An 18,341-nucleotide genomic window follows, 5' to 3' on the forward strand; every position below is an offset into this window, starting at 1 on the left:
CTTCAAAGTTAAGATGATGGTATGACAATTTTATATACTCCATAAACCCTTTAAATTAATTAGGTGGTTTATGTCGCACTTCAAGTTTTACTCTGCCTAACGACAAAATTTTCACAACCACTCAAAATAAAATCCTTCCAAATTTCACAATTAATCATGAAAAAAAACAAATCACAGCAGATCGAAAATTCACATATTTTAATTATAAAAATTTTATATATTTAAAATTAATTAAAGATTTCATAAAAACAGATGAAATACAAGATACAGATAATGAAGAATTTTATTCAGAACTTTTAACAAAATCTACATATGATTTTTTATACAAAGTTGATAAAAAAATTAAGAAAAAAATACCTTATCCTATTTTCAACTTAGATATAAAAAATCAACCTGATTATGAGAATATCTTCATTATATCTAAGCTTCCCGAGATATTAAATTATATAGATACATCAATATCTAAATATTTTAGAAAAGTACAATATTTAGAACCTTTAAGAGCAACTGCTCAAAGATATTATAGAAAACAGGAACTAGCTATAAATGAGGTAGATTCCAAAGGTTCAAATATTGCGATGTTCTTAGTTGAGCACCACACAAACCACGCCCTTAAAAAGTTGATTTATAAACATTTTAATTTAGAATTTATCACTGAGTCAAATAAAGGACATATCACTTTAAATTTATTACTTGATAAAATAAAAAATGAAAAAATTAATTTAGCTGATTTAGGTGTCGGATATTCTCAAATTTTACCTGTTATTTTACAACTATGGAGTGCTGTATATAATAACAATGATGAACAAGGTTGCTTGGTAGTTGAGCAACCTGAATTACATTTACACCCAGCATATCAAGCAAAAATAGCAGATATTACAATAGACATCATAGATCAAATTAAAAAATCTGGGCGAATATATAATTTTATATATGAGACACATAGCCCACACCTAATAAATAGAATAGGTGAATTAATTGAAGAAAAAAAACTTGATAAAAATGATGTTCAAATTCTCATTTTTAACAATGATTTACATGATACACAAATTACAGAGGCTACCTTTGATGACAAAGGTAGTTTGATCAATTGGCCATTTGGTTTCTTTCTTTAACTTAATTTGCGTATTTTAGACATGTATATTTATTTAGATGAATCTATTCTAAATTTAAATTTAGAAAATCCTGACAATTTATGCAAAGTTGAGTTTTTATTAACAGGCTATGCTGAAGGAAACTATATCCTTAATGCTCCAAGAAAATTACTTAAATTTTTTTTTGATAATAGTAGTCTTTCAAGAATAGCTAGAGATGCAGCAGTATTTGCATATAAAAACTATAGCATGATGAATGCTTTCTTAGAAAAAATACCTTACAAAATCATCGTTAAAGATAAAAGTAATATTAATAATTCTGATAATCAATGGATAATATCTCTCACAGATGTTAAATATGGTTTTTTAGTAAATGGAATAGTAATTCTTGGTGAAAATTTGAATGATTCTAAATTTTTAAATTTTACTGCACAACACTTTCAAAAAACAAGCAATGATTACAAACCTTTTATTTTGATAAATCATTTCCATGGTGGCGGAGGTAGTACTACTTACAATGAGCTAGACAATCTCCTTAATAGAAAACTTAATCATATTTTCTGCTTTCTTGATAGTGATAAAGAAAGCCCTACTTGTCTCGACACAGATACTGCAAAAAAATGTATTAGGAGTATTAATAAAAATTCTTGGTTAAGTAAATTTTCCTCAACAAATGACTACAGAGAGGCAGAAAACTTAATTCCTTTATCATTACTTGAAAAGATTGAACAATTTCCTTTATCAAATATTCAAAAAATTAAGCAGATTGAAGGTAAACATCAAGTCCTTTTATATCCATATATCGATATAAAAAATGGATTAACTAAGAAGTTTCTGACTAAAATTAGTCAAACACAATCTCAGAAAAAAGAGTTTTGGCATACTATATTACAAAAAATAGCTTTAGAAGGAATACCTATAGAATGCAATATAGTTAATGATATATGTACAATACACACCCAATTAAAAGATAATGTATGCCAAATATTACCCGCTGGTACACAAAAGACTCTAGAGAGTACAATTAAGGTGCTTGAAAAAATGCCTATAGATGAATCTTTCAATATTATTAAAGATGATTATTCAAGTAAGGCTTGGTTTGAGATCGGTGAAACAATTTTTTGGTTATCATGCGCCCTTCCTAAAATTAGACTATCTTGAAAATTTAACTTTACTTTTCCCTCACCTCTTAGGAGAGTGTGAGGGAGAGGTATTTTTCAACTCATAACAAATCTGCCAAAGATGCTCTAAAACCGTATCAGTATTTTGCAGCACTTCATGATTCCAATACCGCACCACTTTTAAATCTAAAGCCTCTAAAAAAAGAGTCCGTTCAGCATCATATTCTTTACCATCATCCATATTGTGCTGACTACCATCCAACTCAACCACTAAACCACTAAACCAATTTCATTACAGTAAAAATCGACAATATTCGTGTCTGCGAAATTTAAGATTCATAAATCGCTTAGCACGAAGTAATTGCCACATTAAATGCTCTTCATCTGTGGCATTCGTTCGCATGGTTTTGGCAAATTCAAGTAGTCTTGAATCTATCATTTTTCTTACTTCCTCTCCCTAGCCCTCTCCTAAAATGAGAGGGAACTTCACCTAAATTTATGTCGGGATTAAATCAATTACAACTCCCTCTCCCTCGGGGATGAGAAGCAATGCTTCGCAAGGGGGTGAGGGGAAAATTAAAGAGATGAGAAGCACTGCTTCGCAAGGGAGAGATATTTTTTTAGTCAATGAGAAGTGCTGCTACAACACTCCTCTCTCCATCAACATTTTCAACCCACTCACTTTGCCAAAATACTTCAACCGTTCCTTTTCCCACTTCACTTGCTGTTTTAAAGTCACCACATCTGCATCAATAGCTTTATACACTTCAGCTTCAGACCGCACAGGCTTAGAAATATAAAAACCTTCAATAATTTCATTAATTTTCTGTGCTAACTTCTGACTTTGCCCTTCCAAAGCCAGTTGATACAACTTTACTTGTTCAGCACTTAAAGCTTTTGAACTCGTACCTTTATTCTGTTCAAGTTGTAACTGCAATTTTAGTAAATAATACAAATCCTGCTGCGTATGCGCTTCATTCACAACTTGTTGTAACTCAGTCTTTTCTACCTTCTTTTCTTCATCGGGTTCACGGTCAGGATGAATCATCGCAGTGATTTTTAAATACACGGTTTTAAGCGATTGCTCTGCCATTTTTTCAGCTTGTTCACGTTTTTCTTGCTGTTTCTTTTGCTTATGCAACTCACGTTCACGCTGAAATTTTTCACTATCCCACTCTTCTATTTCATCATCTACTGGTACTGAATTTTCTAATACTAGCTTTTGAGTTTCAATAACAGCTTTAGCCTTAACTTTTTCATTTCGTAATTGAAAATAAAACACATTAATTTTATTCACAAATTCATGTTGTTGGCTTGAAAGCGACTTTGATTTTTTCAGTATTTTTGCAAGTTCAGCAGTTTTTTCATCAAGTAATTGCTGCTCAGCTTTAGAAAATTCATCACTTTGCACATTTGCCCAAAGCCGTTCTAATTGAGCAAATAAAATTTGATGTAACTCGCTATAAATTGGCAGCAGTTTTTGCCGTACATGCTGCAGGATCTCAGCCTGTGAATTTTGCCATTTAGAAAGTTCTATTTTTTGCTGTTCAATTTGATCAATCAACCGATTTAATTTTTTATGCTGCGGTGAAAATGCAGCCTGTGGTTGAGCAATATGTTTTAAATCGAAAGACATAATAATGAAACAATACAAAAGAAAAATTATACCTGAATTTATCCAGTTATCATTTTATCCTTCACATATTGATCATTATCCTGCTCAAGAACTGAAGGGATTTCAAAGCAATAAAATTTATAAATAACACTCTATTGTAAATCAAATCATTATTCTTTGAGATGATCCAAAGCCGTACCCTTCACAGGATTTCGTTTCCAATAATACGGTTGGAAAAATCTTAAAAATAAACGCCACGGCGTGATCCATGTGATTCGAACATTACTTTTCTTATTTTGACTAATACGCTTGGCTAAATAACCACAAACTTGCTCAGGTGGGTCAATAATAAACATAAATAACCACTTCATTTTATACCAATTTTTAACTTCACCTTGTTGCCAAGAAGATATTAATAAATCAGTCGCTACCATTCCTGGGCTTAAAGTTCCAATCAGAACATTACTATTCTTTGCTTCTTTATTCAGAGCATGGCTCAAATAAGCAACGGCTCGTTTACTGGTTGCATAAGGAGTCATTCCTGCACTCCATTCACCACGACTGCCCCAACCTTCCATATTAAAAATTTGTCCAGAACCTTGTGCAATCATTCCCTTAAAAGCCACTTGCGAACCATACAAACTACCAAGAACATTTGTTTTGACCACACTTTCTAAATCTGTACTGCTAATATCAGCAAATGCTTTTGCAGCATTACACGTTCCTGCATTATTGATCCAAACATTCACATGCCTAAATTTTAAAATGCTTTCATCCCACAGTTTTTGCAAATCTTGATATTCAGTTACATCACAGGTGACAGCAAAAATTCGATGTGGATCATAACGTTGACCTAACTCGATAACGACACGATTTAACTGCTGCGTATTTCGTGCCGAAATCACCACCGACCAACCTAACTTTAAAAATGCTTCCGCTAGACCTAAACCAATTCCACGTGTTCCGCCCGTAATCACAACCGATAAAGTTTGATCCGCATGTATTTTGTTCAAAATATTCTCCGTGGTCATAGTGATAAATCAATAAAAATAAGCAAGTACAGCGTGATGAAACTAATGCTAATTCAGGATAATTCGTATTACAAAATCAACTCTCAAAATAGAATCTAAAATATTCAAAATAATGATGAAGTTAAGTCATCATATGTTTTTTGCATAGTCTATTTATTTTATAAGTCATACTTTGTGAATAAAAATTTCATAATCAAAAAAACCATCAAGGATCTATTTACAATCAGTGGTTAGATTTGACTTTAAATTCTGCCAGCCAAAAAAACTAGATCATCGTGACCCATTTTTAGGAACATATTTTTTAGAGCGTGATTTTGCCCGCCATTATGCCGTCACAATAGATCGTAAGAACCCACTACTTTTACCATTATTTGCAGATTTTACAGATTTACCTCCCTTCTATGTGCAGGTTGGTTGAAAAGAAGTTTTATTGGATGACAGTCGAAAGTTTGCCAAACGAGCAAAAGCACAGGGGTAGACGTAACCTTGGATATTTGGACGGAAATGTGGCATGCGTGGGCAATTGTGCCTTTTGTCTCAGAAAGTAAAGCTGACAGTATTAAGGCAAGAAGATGGTTAGCAGGCTTTCTTGGATAAATTTTGGAAACAAATAACAGACATTTGTTGGATTTATTGACCTAAACTTTTCATCATCCCGCCATATCTTGCAATGAAGAATTTTTGTTTGATATAACACACACCATTTTAATGTTAATACAGGGAACGTAAAATGCGTATTTTAAAAATTGCATTAACATCTACCATGCTCAGTCTTTCCGTGAGTGCTTTTGCAAAACAAACAGTCTGTGTATTCGATCCAGTAGGGAAAGCAGGCGATGCATTTGCATTGGCAAAAGACTATGCCTTAGAAGCAAAAAAGTGGAATGCGAATATCGAACTCAGAGCATATGTAGATGAACGTATTGCTGCCGATGATCTTAAGGCTGGAAAATGTGATGGCGCAATTATCAGTGGCTTACGTGGTCGCCAATTTAATAAATATACAGGTTCATTAGATGCTATCGGTGCATTAACCGACATGAAAACGGCCATTACAGCCTATCAGTTATTATCTAAGCCACAAGCTGCAAAATCTATGATTAATGGGCCATATGAAATCGCAGGTTTAGGCACCATTGGCCCTGCTTATTTATTTGTGACCAACCGTAAAATTGATACACTTGCCAAAGCGGCAGGTAAAAAAATTGGTGTATTTAAATACGATGAGGCACAACCTAAATTAGTACAACAGATTGGTGCTCAAGCCGTTTCTGTAGATGTCACCAATGCAGGTGCAAGATTTAATAATCATGAATTAGATATTATCCCTGCACCTATTGTTGCCTTTAAGCCTTTCGAACTTTATAAAGGGCTCGGTGATAAAGGCGGGATTGTCAAATTCCCATTAACACAAATTTCTGCAAACTTTATTATTCGTAAAGATAAATTCCCAGAAGGATTTGGACAACAATCTCGCACATGGGTTTCGAGTCAATTAGGACGCACATTTAATATCGTAGCGAAATATGAGAAAGATATTCCAGCTAAATATTGGATGATTATTCCACCGCAAGAACAACTGAGTTATGTCAAAATGATGCGTGAAGCACGTATTCAGCTCACTAAAGAAGGCGTTTACGACCCAAAAATGATGAGTTTTCTTAAAAAAGTACGCTGTAAACAAAACCCAAGTAGTTTTGAATGCGTACTCAATGACGAATAAATAGCTGTAAATATTCAGCAGAAATAACCTAAAATTACTTCTGCTGAATCACTTCAACCATCCATAATCACTTTCTTTACCTACAAAAATTACATTTTTAATTATAACCGAATGAATTTTTTGCTTTATTTTAATAATAGAACCTTTACATCAATTATAAAGATAACCAGCATTTACCATGAAAGACCTTTTAAAATCCTAAGTTTCGGCAATAGCATTAAGACACATAGATAACACTCAAATTGATTGAGCATTTTCGCTAAGTTCTATCATTTTCACATATAAATTCAATGAATATATAAAATGATAAGTACATGATAAAGACTTGCAAAAATTTCCATATTAAAATAGTGTGATACATATCAAGCCATTTTATTTTAACATGATGAAAATAACAAAAAATCAAAAACTATGCTTTTTACTCTTTTTAGTGCCACAGCTCACTTTAGCAGAATTGCCAAAAGTTCCAGAGAGCGAAAAAATTCAAATATTTAAAGCAGCAAAGTTTAAAAAAACAGGCGTGGGATGGGAAAGCCGTTGTAGTCTGGTGCATATTCCCTCCTATGGAGATTTCAATAAAGATGGTCGCCCAGATGCAATCGTATTCGATGGTGGTTCGAAATGTTATTCACGTTTAGGGAGCGGCTTTTATTTATTAACTCAACAAAAAAATAAACAATGGACGAAGATCTTTAATAGCGAAGGAACACCTGAGTTTTTAACGACCTATGGCAGACATGGTTGGCCCGATATTTCTATTAATGATTCAAGTACATGTTTTTTGGTTTATAAATGGAATGGACATGAATATAAAAAAGATCGTTTCGAATATAAGAAAAAATCATGCGGAAGTGTTATTACTAAAAAGTCTTCATAATATTGGTTCAACTGTGATTATTAATTCGTTTTTAACAAGTTCGAGGAGATAAGTAAAAGTTACAAAATATAGTTTAAATGCGACTATTTTGATCATAAATTAAGTTTTAATGCCTTAAAACTGATCTTTTATGTAGCTAGATTAAATAAAATATTCAAAAATTACAAAAATATGACTCACAATATTTAATCGTTCCAATTATAAAAACATATTAACTTTATGAAGGCTAAATTCTCAATTTTAATTTTATAATTAAATATCAGTATGTTATAAAAAATATTGAATTTTATATCGCTTCATATGAGTGCAAAAAATCCAAATGAGTGCATCGCTTTGCTTTATATCGAGTCTTAGTAATATTTTGAATTGTTTAATCAATTTTTCCCGATAATGAACCCCTTTCCCTGATCAATTCTATCGCTATACTGAATCTAAATTGTGATCAATCGCACCAAAATAGAACCATACTATGCAAAATATCGATCTTCTCTTTCTACTACTTGGTGCCATTCTAGTATTAGCAATGCATGCAGGCTTTGCATTCTTAGAATTAGGCACAGTACGCCATAAAAACCAAGTGAATGCGTTAAGTAAAATCATTACAGATTTTTCAATCTCTGCGATTGCCTACTTTTTTATTGGTTATTACATTGCGTATGGGCAACATTTTTTCCATACAGGTGTGACCTTAACTGCAGAACACGGCTATAACTTAATGCGTTGCTTTTTCTTACTTACTTTTGCTGCGGCCATTCCTGCAATCATTTCAGGAGGTATTGCAGAAAGAGCAAAAATGCGTTCACAAGCAATTGCGACGTTGTTTTTAGTCGCGCTGATCTATCCATTTTTTGAAGGAATTGCATGGAACGGTAATTTTGGGCTACAAAAATGGCTAGAGAATACTTTTGGTGCAAGTTTTCATGACTTTGCAGGCTCTGTTGTCGTTCATGCAATGGGTGGATGGATTGCACTTGCTGCTGTGCTGCTTCTTGGTGCACGTCATGGTCGCTATAAAAAAGATGGTCGTGTCAGCGCACATCCACCCTCTTCAATCCCTTTCCTTGCCTTAGGCTCTTGGATTTTGATTGTGGGCTGGTTTGGATTCAATGTTATGAGCGCACAACGCTTAGATGCGATTTCTGGGCTTGTGGCGATTAACTCACTCATGGCAATGGTTGGCGGAACACTTTCGGCAAATTTCTTTGGAAAAGAAGATCCCGGATTTTTACACAATGGTCCATTGGCAGGTTTAGTTGCGATCTGCGCAGGCTCAGATATTGTTCATCCGATGAGTGCTTTATTTATTGGTATTTGTGCAGGTTTTATCTTTGTTAAATTGTTTACCTATACACAAAATAAGTTAAAAATTGATGATGTTTTAGGTGTTTGGCCTTTGCATGGTGTATGCGGTACTTTTGGTGGTCTTGTTGTCGGTATATTCGGTCAACAATGGATTGGTGGTTTAGGTGGCGTATCTTTCATGTCACAATTGATTGGTACAGTGCTTGCGATTACCTTAGCTTTAGCAGGCGGATTCATTGTTTACGGTATTCTGAAAGCAACCATAGGCATCCGTTTAAGCCAAGAAGAAGAATTTAGAGGCGCAGATTTATCTATTCATAAAATTTCTGCAAATTCTGAAGATGCGATGTTCTAATTTATATTCGTTGATGTTTTTGATTAATATTTAAAAGTGATTGTCTTTTCAATTGAGTCATAATGACTCAATTGAAACTGATCATCATATTCTTAAAAATTTAGCAGCAGAAATATCGTATATCTCTTCTTAAAATCGCCAATCTTTGCACTAAGAAACTTAAGTTTCCCGTACAAAATTAAGTCATTTTTAATTTTCATATATTTAAATTGCAATCAATAAATTGCAATTGAATGTGTGCAGTATGTCATTCTCAGAGTCGAATAAATTTTTCATTAGAAACAGTTTGATATTAGGAATATTATTTTTAATCCTTTGGTTATTTTTTCCTGTAGGCGGTGCAATCGATATGCAGATGATCCAACCTTGGATCAGCACTTCTGGAGAATTCCTACTCAAGGATAATTGGTTCTTAGTTGAGATTAATCATAAGCTCATCAAGTACATAGTGATTGTTTTCTACGTTTGTGTAATGGTAACTTGGATTGCCTCTTTTAAATCTGAAAAATTAAAACAATATAAGTGGCAACTCGGCTATTTATTTTGGGTGAGTCTTTTATCTACGGTATTTATTGGAATTGTTAAATCACAATCTGCACATGCTTGCCCATGGTCAATGACACATCAAACAACTTTAGGTTATATCTGGGATTTTTCAGCGACCCACGGTCATTGCTTCCCAGGTGGTCATGCCAGTACAGGTTTTTCTCTCATTGCTGGATTTTTTGCTTTTAGAACAACAAAGCCAAAAATTGCCTACCTATTTTTAGTACTTGGATTAATTCTGGGTTTCTTAACAGGTTGGGGACAAATGATGCGAGGTGCACATTTTCTCAGTCATAACTTATGGACTGGCTGGATCATTTTTACTTTTAATTTAGTTCTTTATCGAGTTTTCTACTCACAATCCTATGCTGTCATGGGTAAATATTTCAAAAATATCAATATATCCACAAGAACAATTGCACCTATTCAAGCCAAACACCGTAAAGACTTTCTATAAAATAAAATCTAGATTGGATAATTTTAAAACTGATCTATGAAAAAAATCTGACTAAACAACGCATCAGGTTCATCTTGGCTGTGATTTATTTTATGGTTCATTTTCAGAGTTATGAAATGGGTGTAACGATTACGAATTACAGTATGTATAAAGGTTGAATCTTAATCATACGAATATTCAACCAATTGAATTTTAAAATACTGATTTGAGTTATTTACTTAAGCTCAGTTTGAATCAGGTTTCTGTATCAACTGGACTGGAATTTTAACCAATACACTTAATCCACCTAATTCTACACTTCTCGACAATTTTAATTCACCACCCAAATGTTGAGTCGCTTTATCGACAATCGATAAACCTAAGCCACTACCCACTTCTAAGTGGTGATAAACACGATAGAAACGCTTCAGCACTTTGTCATACATTTCAGGATCAATACCTGAACCACTGTCTTCAATCTGCACATATGCAAAATGATCCACATCGGCAAATACTGAAATATTAATCATTCCAGACTCAGGCGTGTATTTAATCGCATTATCAATTAAGTTAAAAATAATTGAATGAATACTGTGCTCAATACTTTTCAGCACAATATCGTCATTACGAATAAAGCCGAGATCGATATCCTTTTCCATTGCCAAATTCATCAGTTGTTCAACACAATTAAGCGCAACATCATTCAATTTAAATTGCGTGATTTGTACTTCATTACTCAAGGTTGAATCTTGCTTCGCCAATGCCAAAAGTTGCGTCACCAAATGTTGCATACGTGCCAAACCCTTACTCAGATTTTGTAAGTTGGTTTCTTCTGGAAATTGACTCATTAAAATTTTTGTCTGCAAATTCAATGCAGTAATTGGCGTTCTAAGTTCATGTGCAGCATCTGCGACAAACTGGCGTTGTTCATGCTGTGCTACAGAAATTCGTTCAAATAAATGATTCATTTCCTGAATTGTCGGTGCTAACTCCAATGGATATTGTCCACCTGGAATGGCTTTTAATGAGTTTGAATCACGTTTAGCAAGTTCCGATTTAAAGTCTTCGAGTGGTTTCAAACTACGGCGAATAATATAAATCAAACCCAATAAAGCCAATGGAATAATCAACAAATAAGGTAAAAACATACTTGCAGCCAATTCCAGTGCTAAATGCTGCCTTACTTTCTCTTGCTGACTGATTTGGATTTGGTACGTTTGAGTTGGAATCACATAAGCAATCCAACTGCCATGTGGTGATTTTTGGCTGTAAAAGCCTGCTTTTTGTTTAGGCTCAACCAATAAATGTAGCGGATCAGATTTATGACTTTGTTCTGAATACATCCAAACATCTATGAATAAGTCTTCTTCATGGTAGCGTTTATGAACATCAAATTGACTTTGTATCGGACGTGGATTTAATTCTACACGTTCAGCCAGATACACCATTTGTGCATCTAAAATTTCATTAATTTCTTCCAAAGAAATTTTGTATGCAGAAAAGACTAAAACACAGCCCAATAAAATACTGAAAATTGATGTATAGCGAATCAGACGCTTTCTTAATGAAAAAGACGTATCCATATTATTCTGCTTTATGAGTCTGTCCTAAACGATAACCTAGACCACGGATCGTTCGAATAATATCTTTACCTAATTTCGAGCGTATATGATGCACATAAACCTCAATGGTATTACTGTTAATTTCACTATCAAACGCATACAACTTATCTTCTAAATTTGATTTTGAAAAGATTTTATTGGGATGTGTCATAAGTGGAATGAGAATTGCCCATTCACGATTCGACAATTCAATGGTGGTACCTCTTAACGTCGCAATATGCTGCTCTACATCTAAAACCACTTCACCATTTTTTAAAATTGCTGAATCCTGAACGACACCTTGGGCATTTGTATTATTTGTACGTCTTAATAATGCTTGAATACGTGCAACCAACTCATCAAACTCATACGGCTTGATCAAATAATCATCTGCACCTTGATTCAACCCATCGACACGATTCTCTAATTGATCTCGCGCTGAAATAATCAGAACAGGTAAACCTGAACGTTGACGTATTTGTTTCAGCACTTGCATCCCATCCATCATCGGTAAACCAAGATCCAATAAAACCAAATCAAATGATTGTTGGCTCAACATTTTTAATCCGTCTAAGCCATTATTCACCCACTCCACATCATAACCATGAAATTTGAGTAAGGTTTGTGATGATTCAGCAATCATAAAATCATCTTCAATCATTAAGATTTTTGTCATGGGTAATATCCTTTGTATCAACTATGAACTGCGCATGGATGCAACATATTGTCACTTTCCTTGATCACTTGAGTTTTAACATTCAGTAAACTCAATAAACTTGGAAATAAATTATCTTGACTTAATTGCGCAGCCTTCTGTTGAGTTAAACAGTTGATTTGCTTACTTGACGCAGATTTCCATGCGTCTGAGAACCATAACACCATCGGTACATGTGTTTGTTGGCTTGGTGCAATTGCATAAGGTGCACCATGTAAATACATGCCATGTTCACCTGTAGATTCACCATGATCAGACAAATACCAAAATGCAGTACGGTAATGAGTTTGCTGTTTCAATGACTCAATTAATTGATTCAAAACATGATCGGTATAGAGAATCGTATTGTCATAACTGTTAATCAATTCAGTCGATGTGCAACCTTGAATCGCATTGGTATCACAAGATGGCTTAAATTTTTGGAACTCACTTGGCGTACGTTTGTAATATGCTGGTCCATGACTGCCAATTTGGTGTAAAACGATGAGACGTGGTGTCTTATCATCTTTTGGTAATTTACTTAAATAGAGATTTAAACTATCCACCAAAACACCGTCAAAGCACTCATTATCTTTACACCATTTTTGTTTTAAATCTTCTGGAATAATAAACTGTTCAACACGGTCACACGCGCCTTTACAACCTGAATTATTATCAATCCAAGTGACTTTATAACCCGCACGTTGTGCAATATCGAGTAAACCTTCACGGTGGCTTGCTAACTGCTCATCATATTCTTTACGTGGCATGCCTGAAAACATACACGGAAGTGAAACAGCAGTCGCCGTACCACAAGAACTGACTTGCGAATAGTTAATCAAATTTGCTTGTTTTGATAATTCAGGATTGGTATTTTTGCTATATCCATTTAAAGAAAAACTTTCAGCACGTGCAGTTTCGCCAACCACCAAAACCATCAATTTTGGTAATTGGTTCAATGCTGTATCTTCAACTAAATGTGCATCTTCACCATAACGAATCAGTGGTAAATTTTCTTTAGGCGCTTTTTTATGGAAATACGACATGGTAGAAGCTATGGTATTTTGCGGAGAAATCATGCCTTTTAAATCACGATGCTCACGGAATATCGCAGCATAATCCACATAAAATACAAATAACAAGCTGCCAATAATGGCAAGTGAACCAATAATATTGATGCCTTTAAAGAGTAAAATTCGACTTAATTTTTCAGTCTTAATTTTAACCCAAGCAATAACGGCAATAGGAATAACGACAAAGAGAATTGTCCAAATTAAAAGCTGCAAAGACATTAAATCAGTTGCTTCTGAAGGGTCAGTTTGCACAATATTTTGAATTTGATCGGGTGAAATCACTGCGCCCAAAGAGCTGACAAAATACGAGCTAAATCCACCAATAAAGACCAGAACAATGGCGAAAAATTTTGCTGTCCACTTCCAATCTAAAATTTGTAGCAATAAATTATATATAGCAACTAAAACAAAACCTGTCGCAATAAGAAAAAGTTGAGCCTTAATCCCTTGATAAGGCGTCAGCGTCTGAACTTTACTTAAAAAAGCAAAATTGAGGCATACACCTAACCACACTGCCACAATTAAGTTAAATGCAGTGAGGGAAATTGAAATTTTACGTTGCTTGATCTGTTGTATTAAATTGGACATCACTCTAACGATAACTCTCTTCAGTCTTTTTAATTTAAGAAATGAAACTTAAATTGAACTTAAAAGTATTATTTTCAATATATTGCGTAACAATTACACCTTTAATAAGTATATTAATTTTCTCACCGCCTGATAAACAAAACACATTAACAGGTATAAATAAAATAAATTTACTGCTTAATTATTACCAATAAAAAAAATATTCACACTTAATAAGCTTCAAACAATTCATCCATGTGTAAAATTGGAATAGTTTTAAATTATTTAATTGCTATTCTGCGACTTAGATTACACTAATTTTATAAAACCGGTTGATTTTTTTATTCAAAAAATAACAAAAAAATATTTTATTCAACCACATATAATTAAATATAATTCAATTAAAAAACAACAGTATACTTAAATATGTGGTGTGAAAAAAAATCAATTTCAACAAAAAATCATGAATGTAAAACCAATAAAAATCCTTCCGCCACATTCACGTAATAATCATAATACCCATCAACTTAATAATCATTTATAAGTTAAATTAAATATTATGTGATTAACAATAATGTTGAATATCATAATAAGTGGGCGTGATTTTTTTGAATATAAAACCAACGAAAAATAGGGATTAAACAGATCAGCCCAATAATCAAAATCAAAGTTAAAAACTTAAAGTAGCCTAATAAATCGCCCAATACACCACTAAAAATATATAAAATCCCACTGATAAATGCCATGATTGAGACTTGTAAGGTAAAATCTGTTCCTGCATATCCTTTACGACTGTATTGCATCACCAAGGTCAAAATCACCACCAAAAGCATGGTAGCAAACATATCTTCTAAAGCATTGATCAGATAAATGATCCAAGGCGAAATTTGTGCTATTTGTTCATGCTTTGCAGCCAACCAAACAAAACCCAGTAAACTGATTAATTTCAAAAGAAAGAATATAATGAATGCGTAATCACGTCTTATTATTTTGAGTATATAACCTGCTAGACCAGCACCCAATAAAGCGGCACCTGCACCAAGCATAGTAATATAAATACCAATTTGAGACAGACTTAGACCTAAATCAACCAATAATGGTTTGGTGATGGGGCCAGATAATCCATCGGTAATTTTAATCACGCACAGTACCCAAAGCCAACGTCGCATAGATTCATTGGCAAAAAAATAGTCGAGATAAGACTTAAAACTTTTAATAAATTTGATATCGGTTTGAAGTAATGTTTCAGTTGAATTTGTGAATAATTTTGGTTGGCGACTCGCCTCTTGATAGCGCAAAATTGGAATAGTATTTAACGCAACGATGCCCGCTAAAATTAAAAAAGTTGCTTGCCAACTAAGCCAATCCATTGCCCATAAAATTGCACCACCACCCACAATAAAACCGAGTCGTGAACCAATCACTTGAAACATGTTTCCCAAATGCAGTTGATCACCTTTGAGAATACTGACCGCCAAACCATCTGTTGCAATATCTTGTGTCGCGCCAATACCATTCATACACAGTAAAGCAATGAAAAAACATAATAAATATAAGGGTTGATTGAGGGATTGAATCGGTAAAAAAGATAAAATGATGAGAATAACGATCATCAAAAACTGTGTCGGTAAAATCCAACTTCGATAATGCCCTGAGCGTTTAGATCCAAACTTATCAACCAAAGGTGCCCACAATACTTTCATTGCCCAAGGTGCCATTAACAATCCAAAGCCACCAATATGTGCCAAGGAAACCCCTTGAGCACGTAATATAGCGGGCAAAGCATGGGTCATGAATCCAACAGGTAAACCTTGTGCCCAATAAAGTGAAAATAACAGTAGGTACATCTTAGGCATGCTGTTTAACCTGTATTAAGGCATTGAAATAAAATCATATGTATCGTCATTATCTAGCTTGATCTAAAAATACACATCGTGGTAAACATAAACGAATTGTGAATAGACTCTATAATGTGTAATAGTCATTTCAGCCTATCCTTTGCCAATGACTGCATTTTGGCAAAATGCTACAATCATTCAAGTAAAATCACAAAAATGTTGTAATACTAAAAAATGTCACTCAATTTTCCAAGTCTACCCGACCAAGTTCCGCAACGTGGAACGGCTTCCAGCCGAAATATATTTAAAAGCCTTTATTTAGCACAGGGCTGGAGTTTTAATGGCGAATTTCCTAATTTACCTAAAGCAGTGGTCATAGTCGCACCACATACCTCCAATTTTGATGGCTTATTTGGTGTCCTTGCCATGTTAGGCGTTGGTTTAAATATCACTATTTTCGGTAAAGATAGTTTATTTAAAACACCATTAAAAGGGCTGTTTGAATGGATTGGAATTATTCCGATTAATCGTGACTCTCCACATGGTGTCACCCAAGAAATTATTGATATTATTAAACAAAAAAAACAAATTTGGATTGCCATTGCACCTGAAGGCACTCGAAAAAAAGCGGAAAAAATAAAAAGTGGTTTTTATCATATTGCTATGGGCGCACAAATCCCGATTGCTATATTCTCTTTAGATTATGACCGAAAAATGATTCATAGCTTAGGAACATTACAACCAACGGGAAATTATGAACAAGATTTAGAAGATATTTTGAATCGATTTAAAGGTAAATTTTCACCAAAAAGAAAAAGTCTATTGTCTATTCCTTTACAAAAACTATTGAAAAATGGCTAGAAAAAAAACATGCAATCTGTTCAGATGGGCGCATATTTTTTTGATCAAAAGTAAGACAATATGCGTTTTAAACAACTTGGATTTATAGGCTTATTGGGTCTAGCCCTAGTTGGTTGTGACAAGACCACTAAAACCCCAGTACAAACTTCTCAAATTAAAGCGCGTGAGCCTGTAATTGCCATCGCCTTGGGCGGTGGTGGGGCAAAAGGTTTTGCCCACATTGGTGTATTAAAAGTACTCGAGTCACATGGCATTAAGCCAAAAATTGTCACAGGTACCAGTGCAGGTAGTTTTGTTGGAAGTATCTATGCCGGTGGTAAAACACCTTATCAAATGCAACAAATTGCACAGCAATTAAAAGAATCAGATTTGCGTGATCTGACTTTAAATAGCCAAGGCATTGTTTTAGGTCAAAAACTTCAGGACTTTGTTAATCGCAATGTTGGAAATAAACCGATTGAACAGTTCCCTATCCGTTTTGCTGCAGTTGCAACACGTTTAGATAATGGTAAAAAAGCGGTATTTATCAAAGGTAATGCAGGTCAAGCGGTACGTGCATCGTGCAGTATTCCCAATGTATTCGTTCCTGCAACCATTGGTAAAACTAAATATGTCGATGGTGGTTTAGTCAGCCCAATTCCAGTTCAAACTGCTCGTGATTTGGGTGCAGATATTGTGATTGCAGTTGATATTTCTGCACGTCCAAGTGGCAACCAGTCTGTGAGTATGTGGGGTTTATTAGACCAAACCATCAATATTATGGGGCAACAAAGCATCAACTTTGAATTGAGCCAAGCCAATATTGTCATTCAACCACAAGTGGGACATTTAGGTACTTTAGATTTAAAATCCAGTAATCAGGCAATTTTAGAAGGTGAAAAGGCTGCACAAGCTAAAGTCACAACCATTCAAACTGCGATTAATAATTTTAAAAAATCTCCTGCTGCATTTAAACCTACACCAAGTCCAAGAATACAATAAATACTGAAGAAATCATTTTTTAAAGATTGAATGATGATAATGCAGCATTTGTTCGCATATACGTGAACAATCACGTTTTTATATGCAGCATCTCAATGATCTGATACATTGATATGGATGATCCGTCATCTATATCAATGATAATCACAAGAGTAGATGTATGAACTTTATTATTGAACCATGGCATTGGTTTGTACTTGGTATATTGCTGATATTATCTGAGCTCGTGCTACCTGCATTTGCTGCCATCTGGTTCGGCATAGCCGCTGTTGTGGTCAGTATTTTATACTGGCTTTTTCCGAGTATGAGTTTCACTCTACAAATCGTTTGTTGGATGGTGTTATCTATTATTTGTACGGTTGCGTGGTTCAAATTTGTAAAACCATTGTCTGTTGATAAAACCAAAGCTGGGCTTCCACGTGAAGCGACGATTGGACAAACGGGTATGGTCATTCAAATCGGTTTAGCGCATGAGCAAATTCGGGTTCGCTTTCCATTACCTGTTTTAGGTTCTGATGAATGGAATTGCCGAACACTTGCTACAGTACAAGTGGGTGATCGCGTTAAAGTCACTGATATTTTAGGCAATGACTTAGTTGTACAGCCTTATTCATCATCTTGATAAT

The 18,341-nt window shown here is 34.3% G+C and carries 16 protein-coding genes and 1 pseudogene; 10 read left to right on the forward strand and 7 right to left on the reverse strand.

Features of this window, described 5'->3' with window-relative positions:
- Positions 1-131 precede the first annotated feature (131 nt).
- Entirely contained in the window at positions 132-1,115 is a 984-nt protein-coding gene (locus ACG94X_RS13360; protein ID WP_419384259.1) for an AAA family ATPase, read from the forward strand.
- 21 nt (positions 1,116-1,136) lie between these two features.
- Positions 1,137-2,255 carry a hypothetical protein gene (locus tag ACG94X_RS13365; protein WP_419384200.1) on the forward strand — a complete coding sequence of 373 codons (1,119 nt, stop codon included), beginning with the start codon at positions 1,137-1,139 and terminating at the stop codon, positions 2,253-2,255.
- A 21-nt stretch (positions 2,256-2,276) separates the two neighbouring features.
- On the opposite strand, the pseudogene ACG94X_RS13370 reads toward ACG94X_RS13365, so the two are convergent.
- The 3 genes and pseudogenes from ACG94X_RS13370 to ACG94X_RS13380 form a co-directional block, all read right to left on the reverse strand.
- Positions 2,277-2,654: pseudogene (locus tag ACG94X_RS13370) on the reverse strand (endonuclease domain-containing protein).
- Positions 2,655-2,855: 201 nt separating this feature from the next.
- Positions 2,856-3,851, reverse strand: coding sequence for a molecular chaperone DnaJ (locus ACG94X_RS13375; RefSeq protein ID WP_419384201.1), 996 nt, complete (start codon positions 3,849-3,851; stop codon positions 2,856-2,858).
- A 149-nt stretch (positions 3,852-4,000) separates the two neighbouring features.
- Complete coding sequence (locus tag ACG94X_RS13380; RefSeq protein WP_419384202.1) at positions 4,001-4,861, reverse strand: SDR family NAD(P)-dependent oxidoreductase; 861 nt, start codon at positions 4,859-4,861, stop codon at positions 4,001-4,003.
- A 226-nt stretch (positions 4,862-5,087) separates the two neighbouring features.
- Between ACG94X_RS13380 and ACG94X_RS13385 the strand changes: the two genes are divergently transcribed.
- The 5 genes from ACG94X_RS13385 to ACG94X_RS13405 all read left to right on the forward strand — a co-directional run bounded on the left by ACG94X_RS13385 (position 5,088) and on the right by ACG94X_RS13405 (position 10,121).
- Entirely contained in the window at positions 5,088-5,279 is a 192-nt protein-coding gene (locus ACG94X_RS13385) for an alpha/beta hydrolase family protein (RefSeq protein ID WP_419384203.1), read from the forward strand.
- A gap of 345 nt (positions 5,280-5,624) precedes the next feature.
- Positions 5,625-6,584, forward strand: a complete 960-nt coding sequence (locus ACG94X_RS13390; protein ID WP_419384260.1) for a putative solute-binding protein — start codon at positions 5,625-5,627, stop codon at positions 6,582-6,584.
- A 382-nt stretch (positions 6,585-6,966) separates the two neighbouring features.
- Complete coding sequence (locus tag ACG94X_RS13395) at positions 6,967-7,461, forward strand: hypothetical protein (protein ID WP_419384204.1); 495 nt, start codon at positions 6,967-6,969, stop codon at positions 7,459-7,461.
- A 469-nt stretch (positions 7,462-7,930) separates the two neighbouring features.
- A complete protein-coding gene (locus tag ACG94X_RS13400; protein WP_419384205.1) occupies positions 7,931-9,118 on the forward strand; it encodes an ammonium transporter in 1,188 nt (395 codons plus the stop codon).
- Between the two features lie 244 nt (positions 9,119-9,362).
- Entirely contained in the window at positions 9,363-10,121 is a 759-nt protein-coding gene (locus ACG94X_RS13405; RefSeq protein ID WP_419384206.1) for a phosphatase PAP2 family protein, read from the forward strand.
- A 224-nt stretch (positions 10,122-10,345) separates the two neighbouring features.
- Here ACG94X_RS13405 and ACG94X_RS13410 read toward each other — a convergent pair whose 3' ends face one another.
- From ACG94X_RS13410 to ACG94X_RS13425, 4 genes are all read right to left on the reverse strand, one after another.
- Positions 10,346-11,683 (reverse strand): ATP-binding protein, encoded by a 1,338-nt coding sequence (locus ACG94X_RS13410; protein WP_419384207.1) that lies wholly within the window; start codon positions 11,681-11,683, stop codon positions 10,346-10,348.
- Between the two features lies 1 nt (position 11,684).
- A complete protein-coding gene (locus ACG94X_RS13415; RefSeq protein WP_419384208.1) occupies positions 11,685-12,377 on the reverse strand; it encodes a response regulator transcription factor in 693 nt (230 codons plus the stop codon).
- Between the two features lie 17 nt (positions 12,378-12,394).
- Positions 12,395-14,056: a phosphoethanolamine transferase gene (locus tag ACG94X_RS13420; RefSeq protein ID WP_419384209.1), complete on the reverse strand. Its 1,662-nt coding sequence runs from the start codon at positions 14,054-14,056 to the stop codon at positions 12,395-12,397.
- A gap of 563 nt (positions 14,057-14,619) precedes the next feature.
- Positions 14,620-15,891 (reverse strand): MFS transporter, encoded by a 1,272-nt coding sequence (locus ACG94X_RS13425; protein ID WP_419384210.1) that lies wholly within the window; start codon positions 15,889-15,891, stop codon positions 14,620-14,622.
- 216 nt (positions 15,892-16,107) lie between these two features.
- Between ACG94X_RS13425 and ACG94X_RS13430 the strand changes: the two genes are divergently transcribed.
- The 3 genes from ACG94X_RS13430 to ACG94X_RS13440 all read left to right on the forward strand — a co-directional run bounded on the left by ACG94X_RS13430 (position 16,108) and on the right by ACG94X_RS13440 (position 18,337).
- Complete coding sequence (locus tag ACG94X_RS13430) at positions 16,108-16,734, forward strand: 1-acyl-sn-glycerol-3-phosphate acyltransferase (RefSeq protein WP_419384211.1); 627 nt, start codon at positions 16,108-16,110, stop codon at positions 16,732-16,734.
- Between the two features lie 60 nt (positions 16,735-16,794).
- Positions 16,795-17,715 carry a patatin-like phospholipase family protein gene (locus ACG94X_RS13435; protein ID WP_419384212.1) on the forward strand — a complete coding sequence of 307 codons (921 nt, stop codon included), beginning with the start codon at positions 16,795-16,797 and terminating at the stop codon, positions 17,713-17,715.
- A 160-nt stretch (positions 17,716-17,875) separates the two neighbouring features.
- Entirely contained in the window at positions 17,876-18,337 is a 462-nt protein-coding gene (locus ACG94X_RS13440; protein WP_419384213.1) for an NfeD family protein, read from the forward strand.
- Positions 18,338-18,341 lie beyond the last annotated feature (4 nt).

It is taken from the genome of Acinetobacter psychrotolerans (assembly GCF_048552595.1).
GTDB lineage: Bacteria > Pseudomonadota > Gammaproteobacteria > Pseudomonadales > Moraxellaceae > Acinetobacter.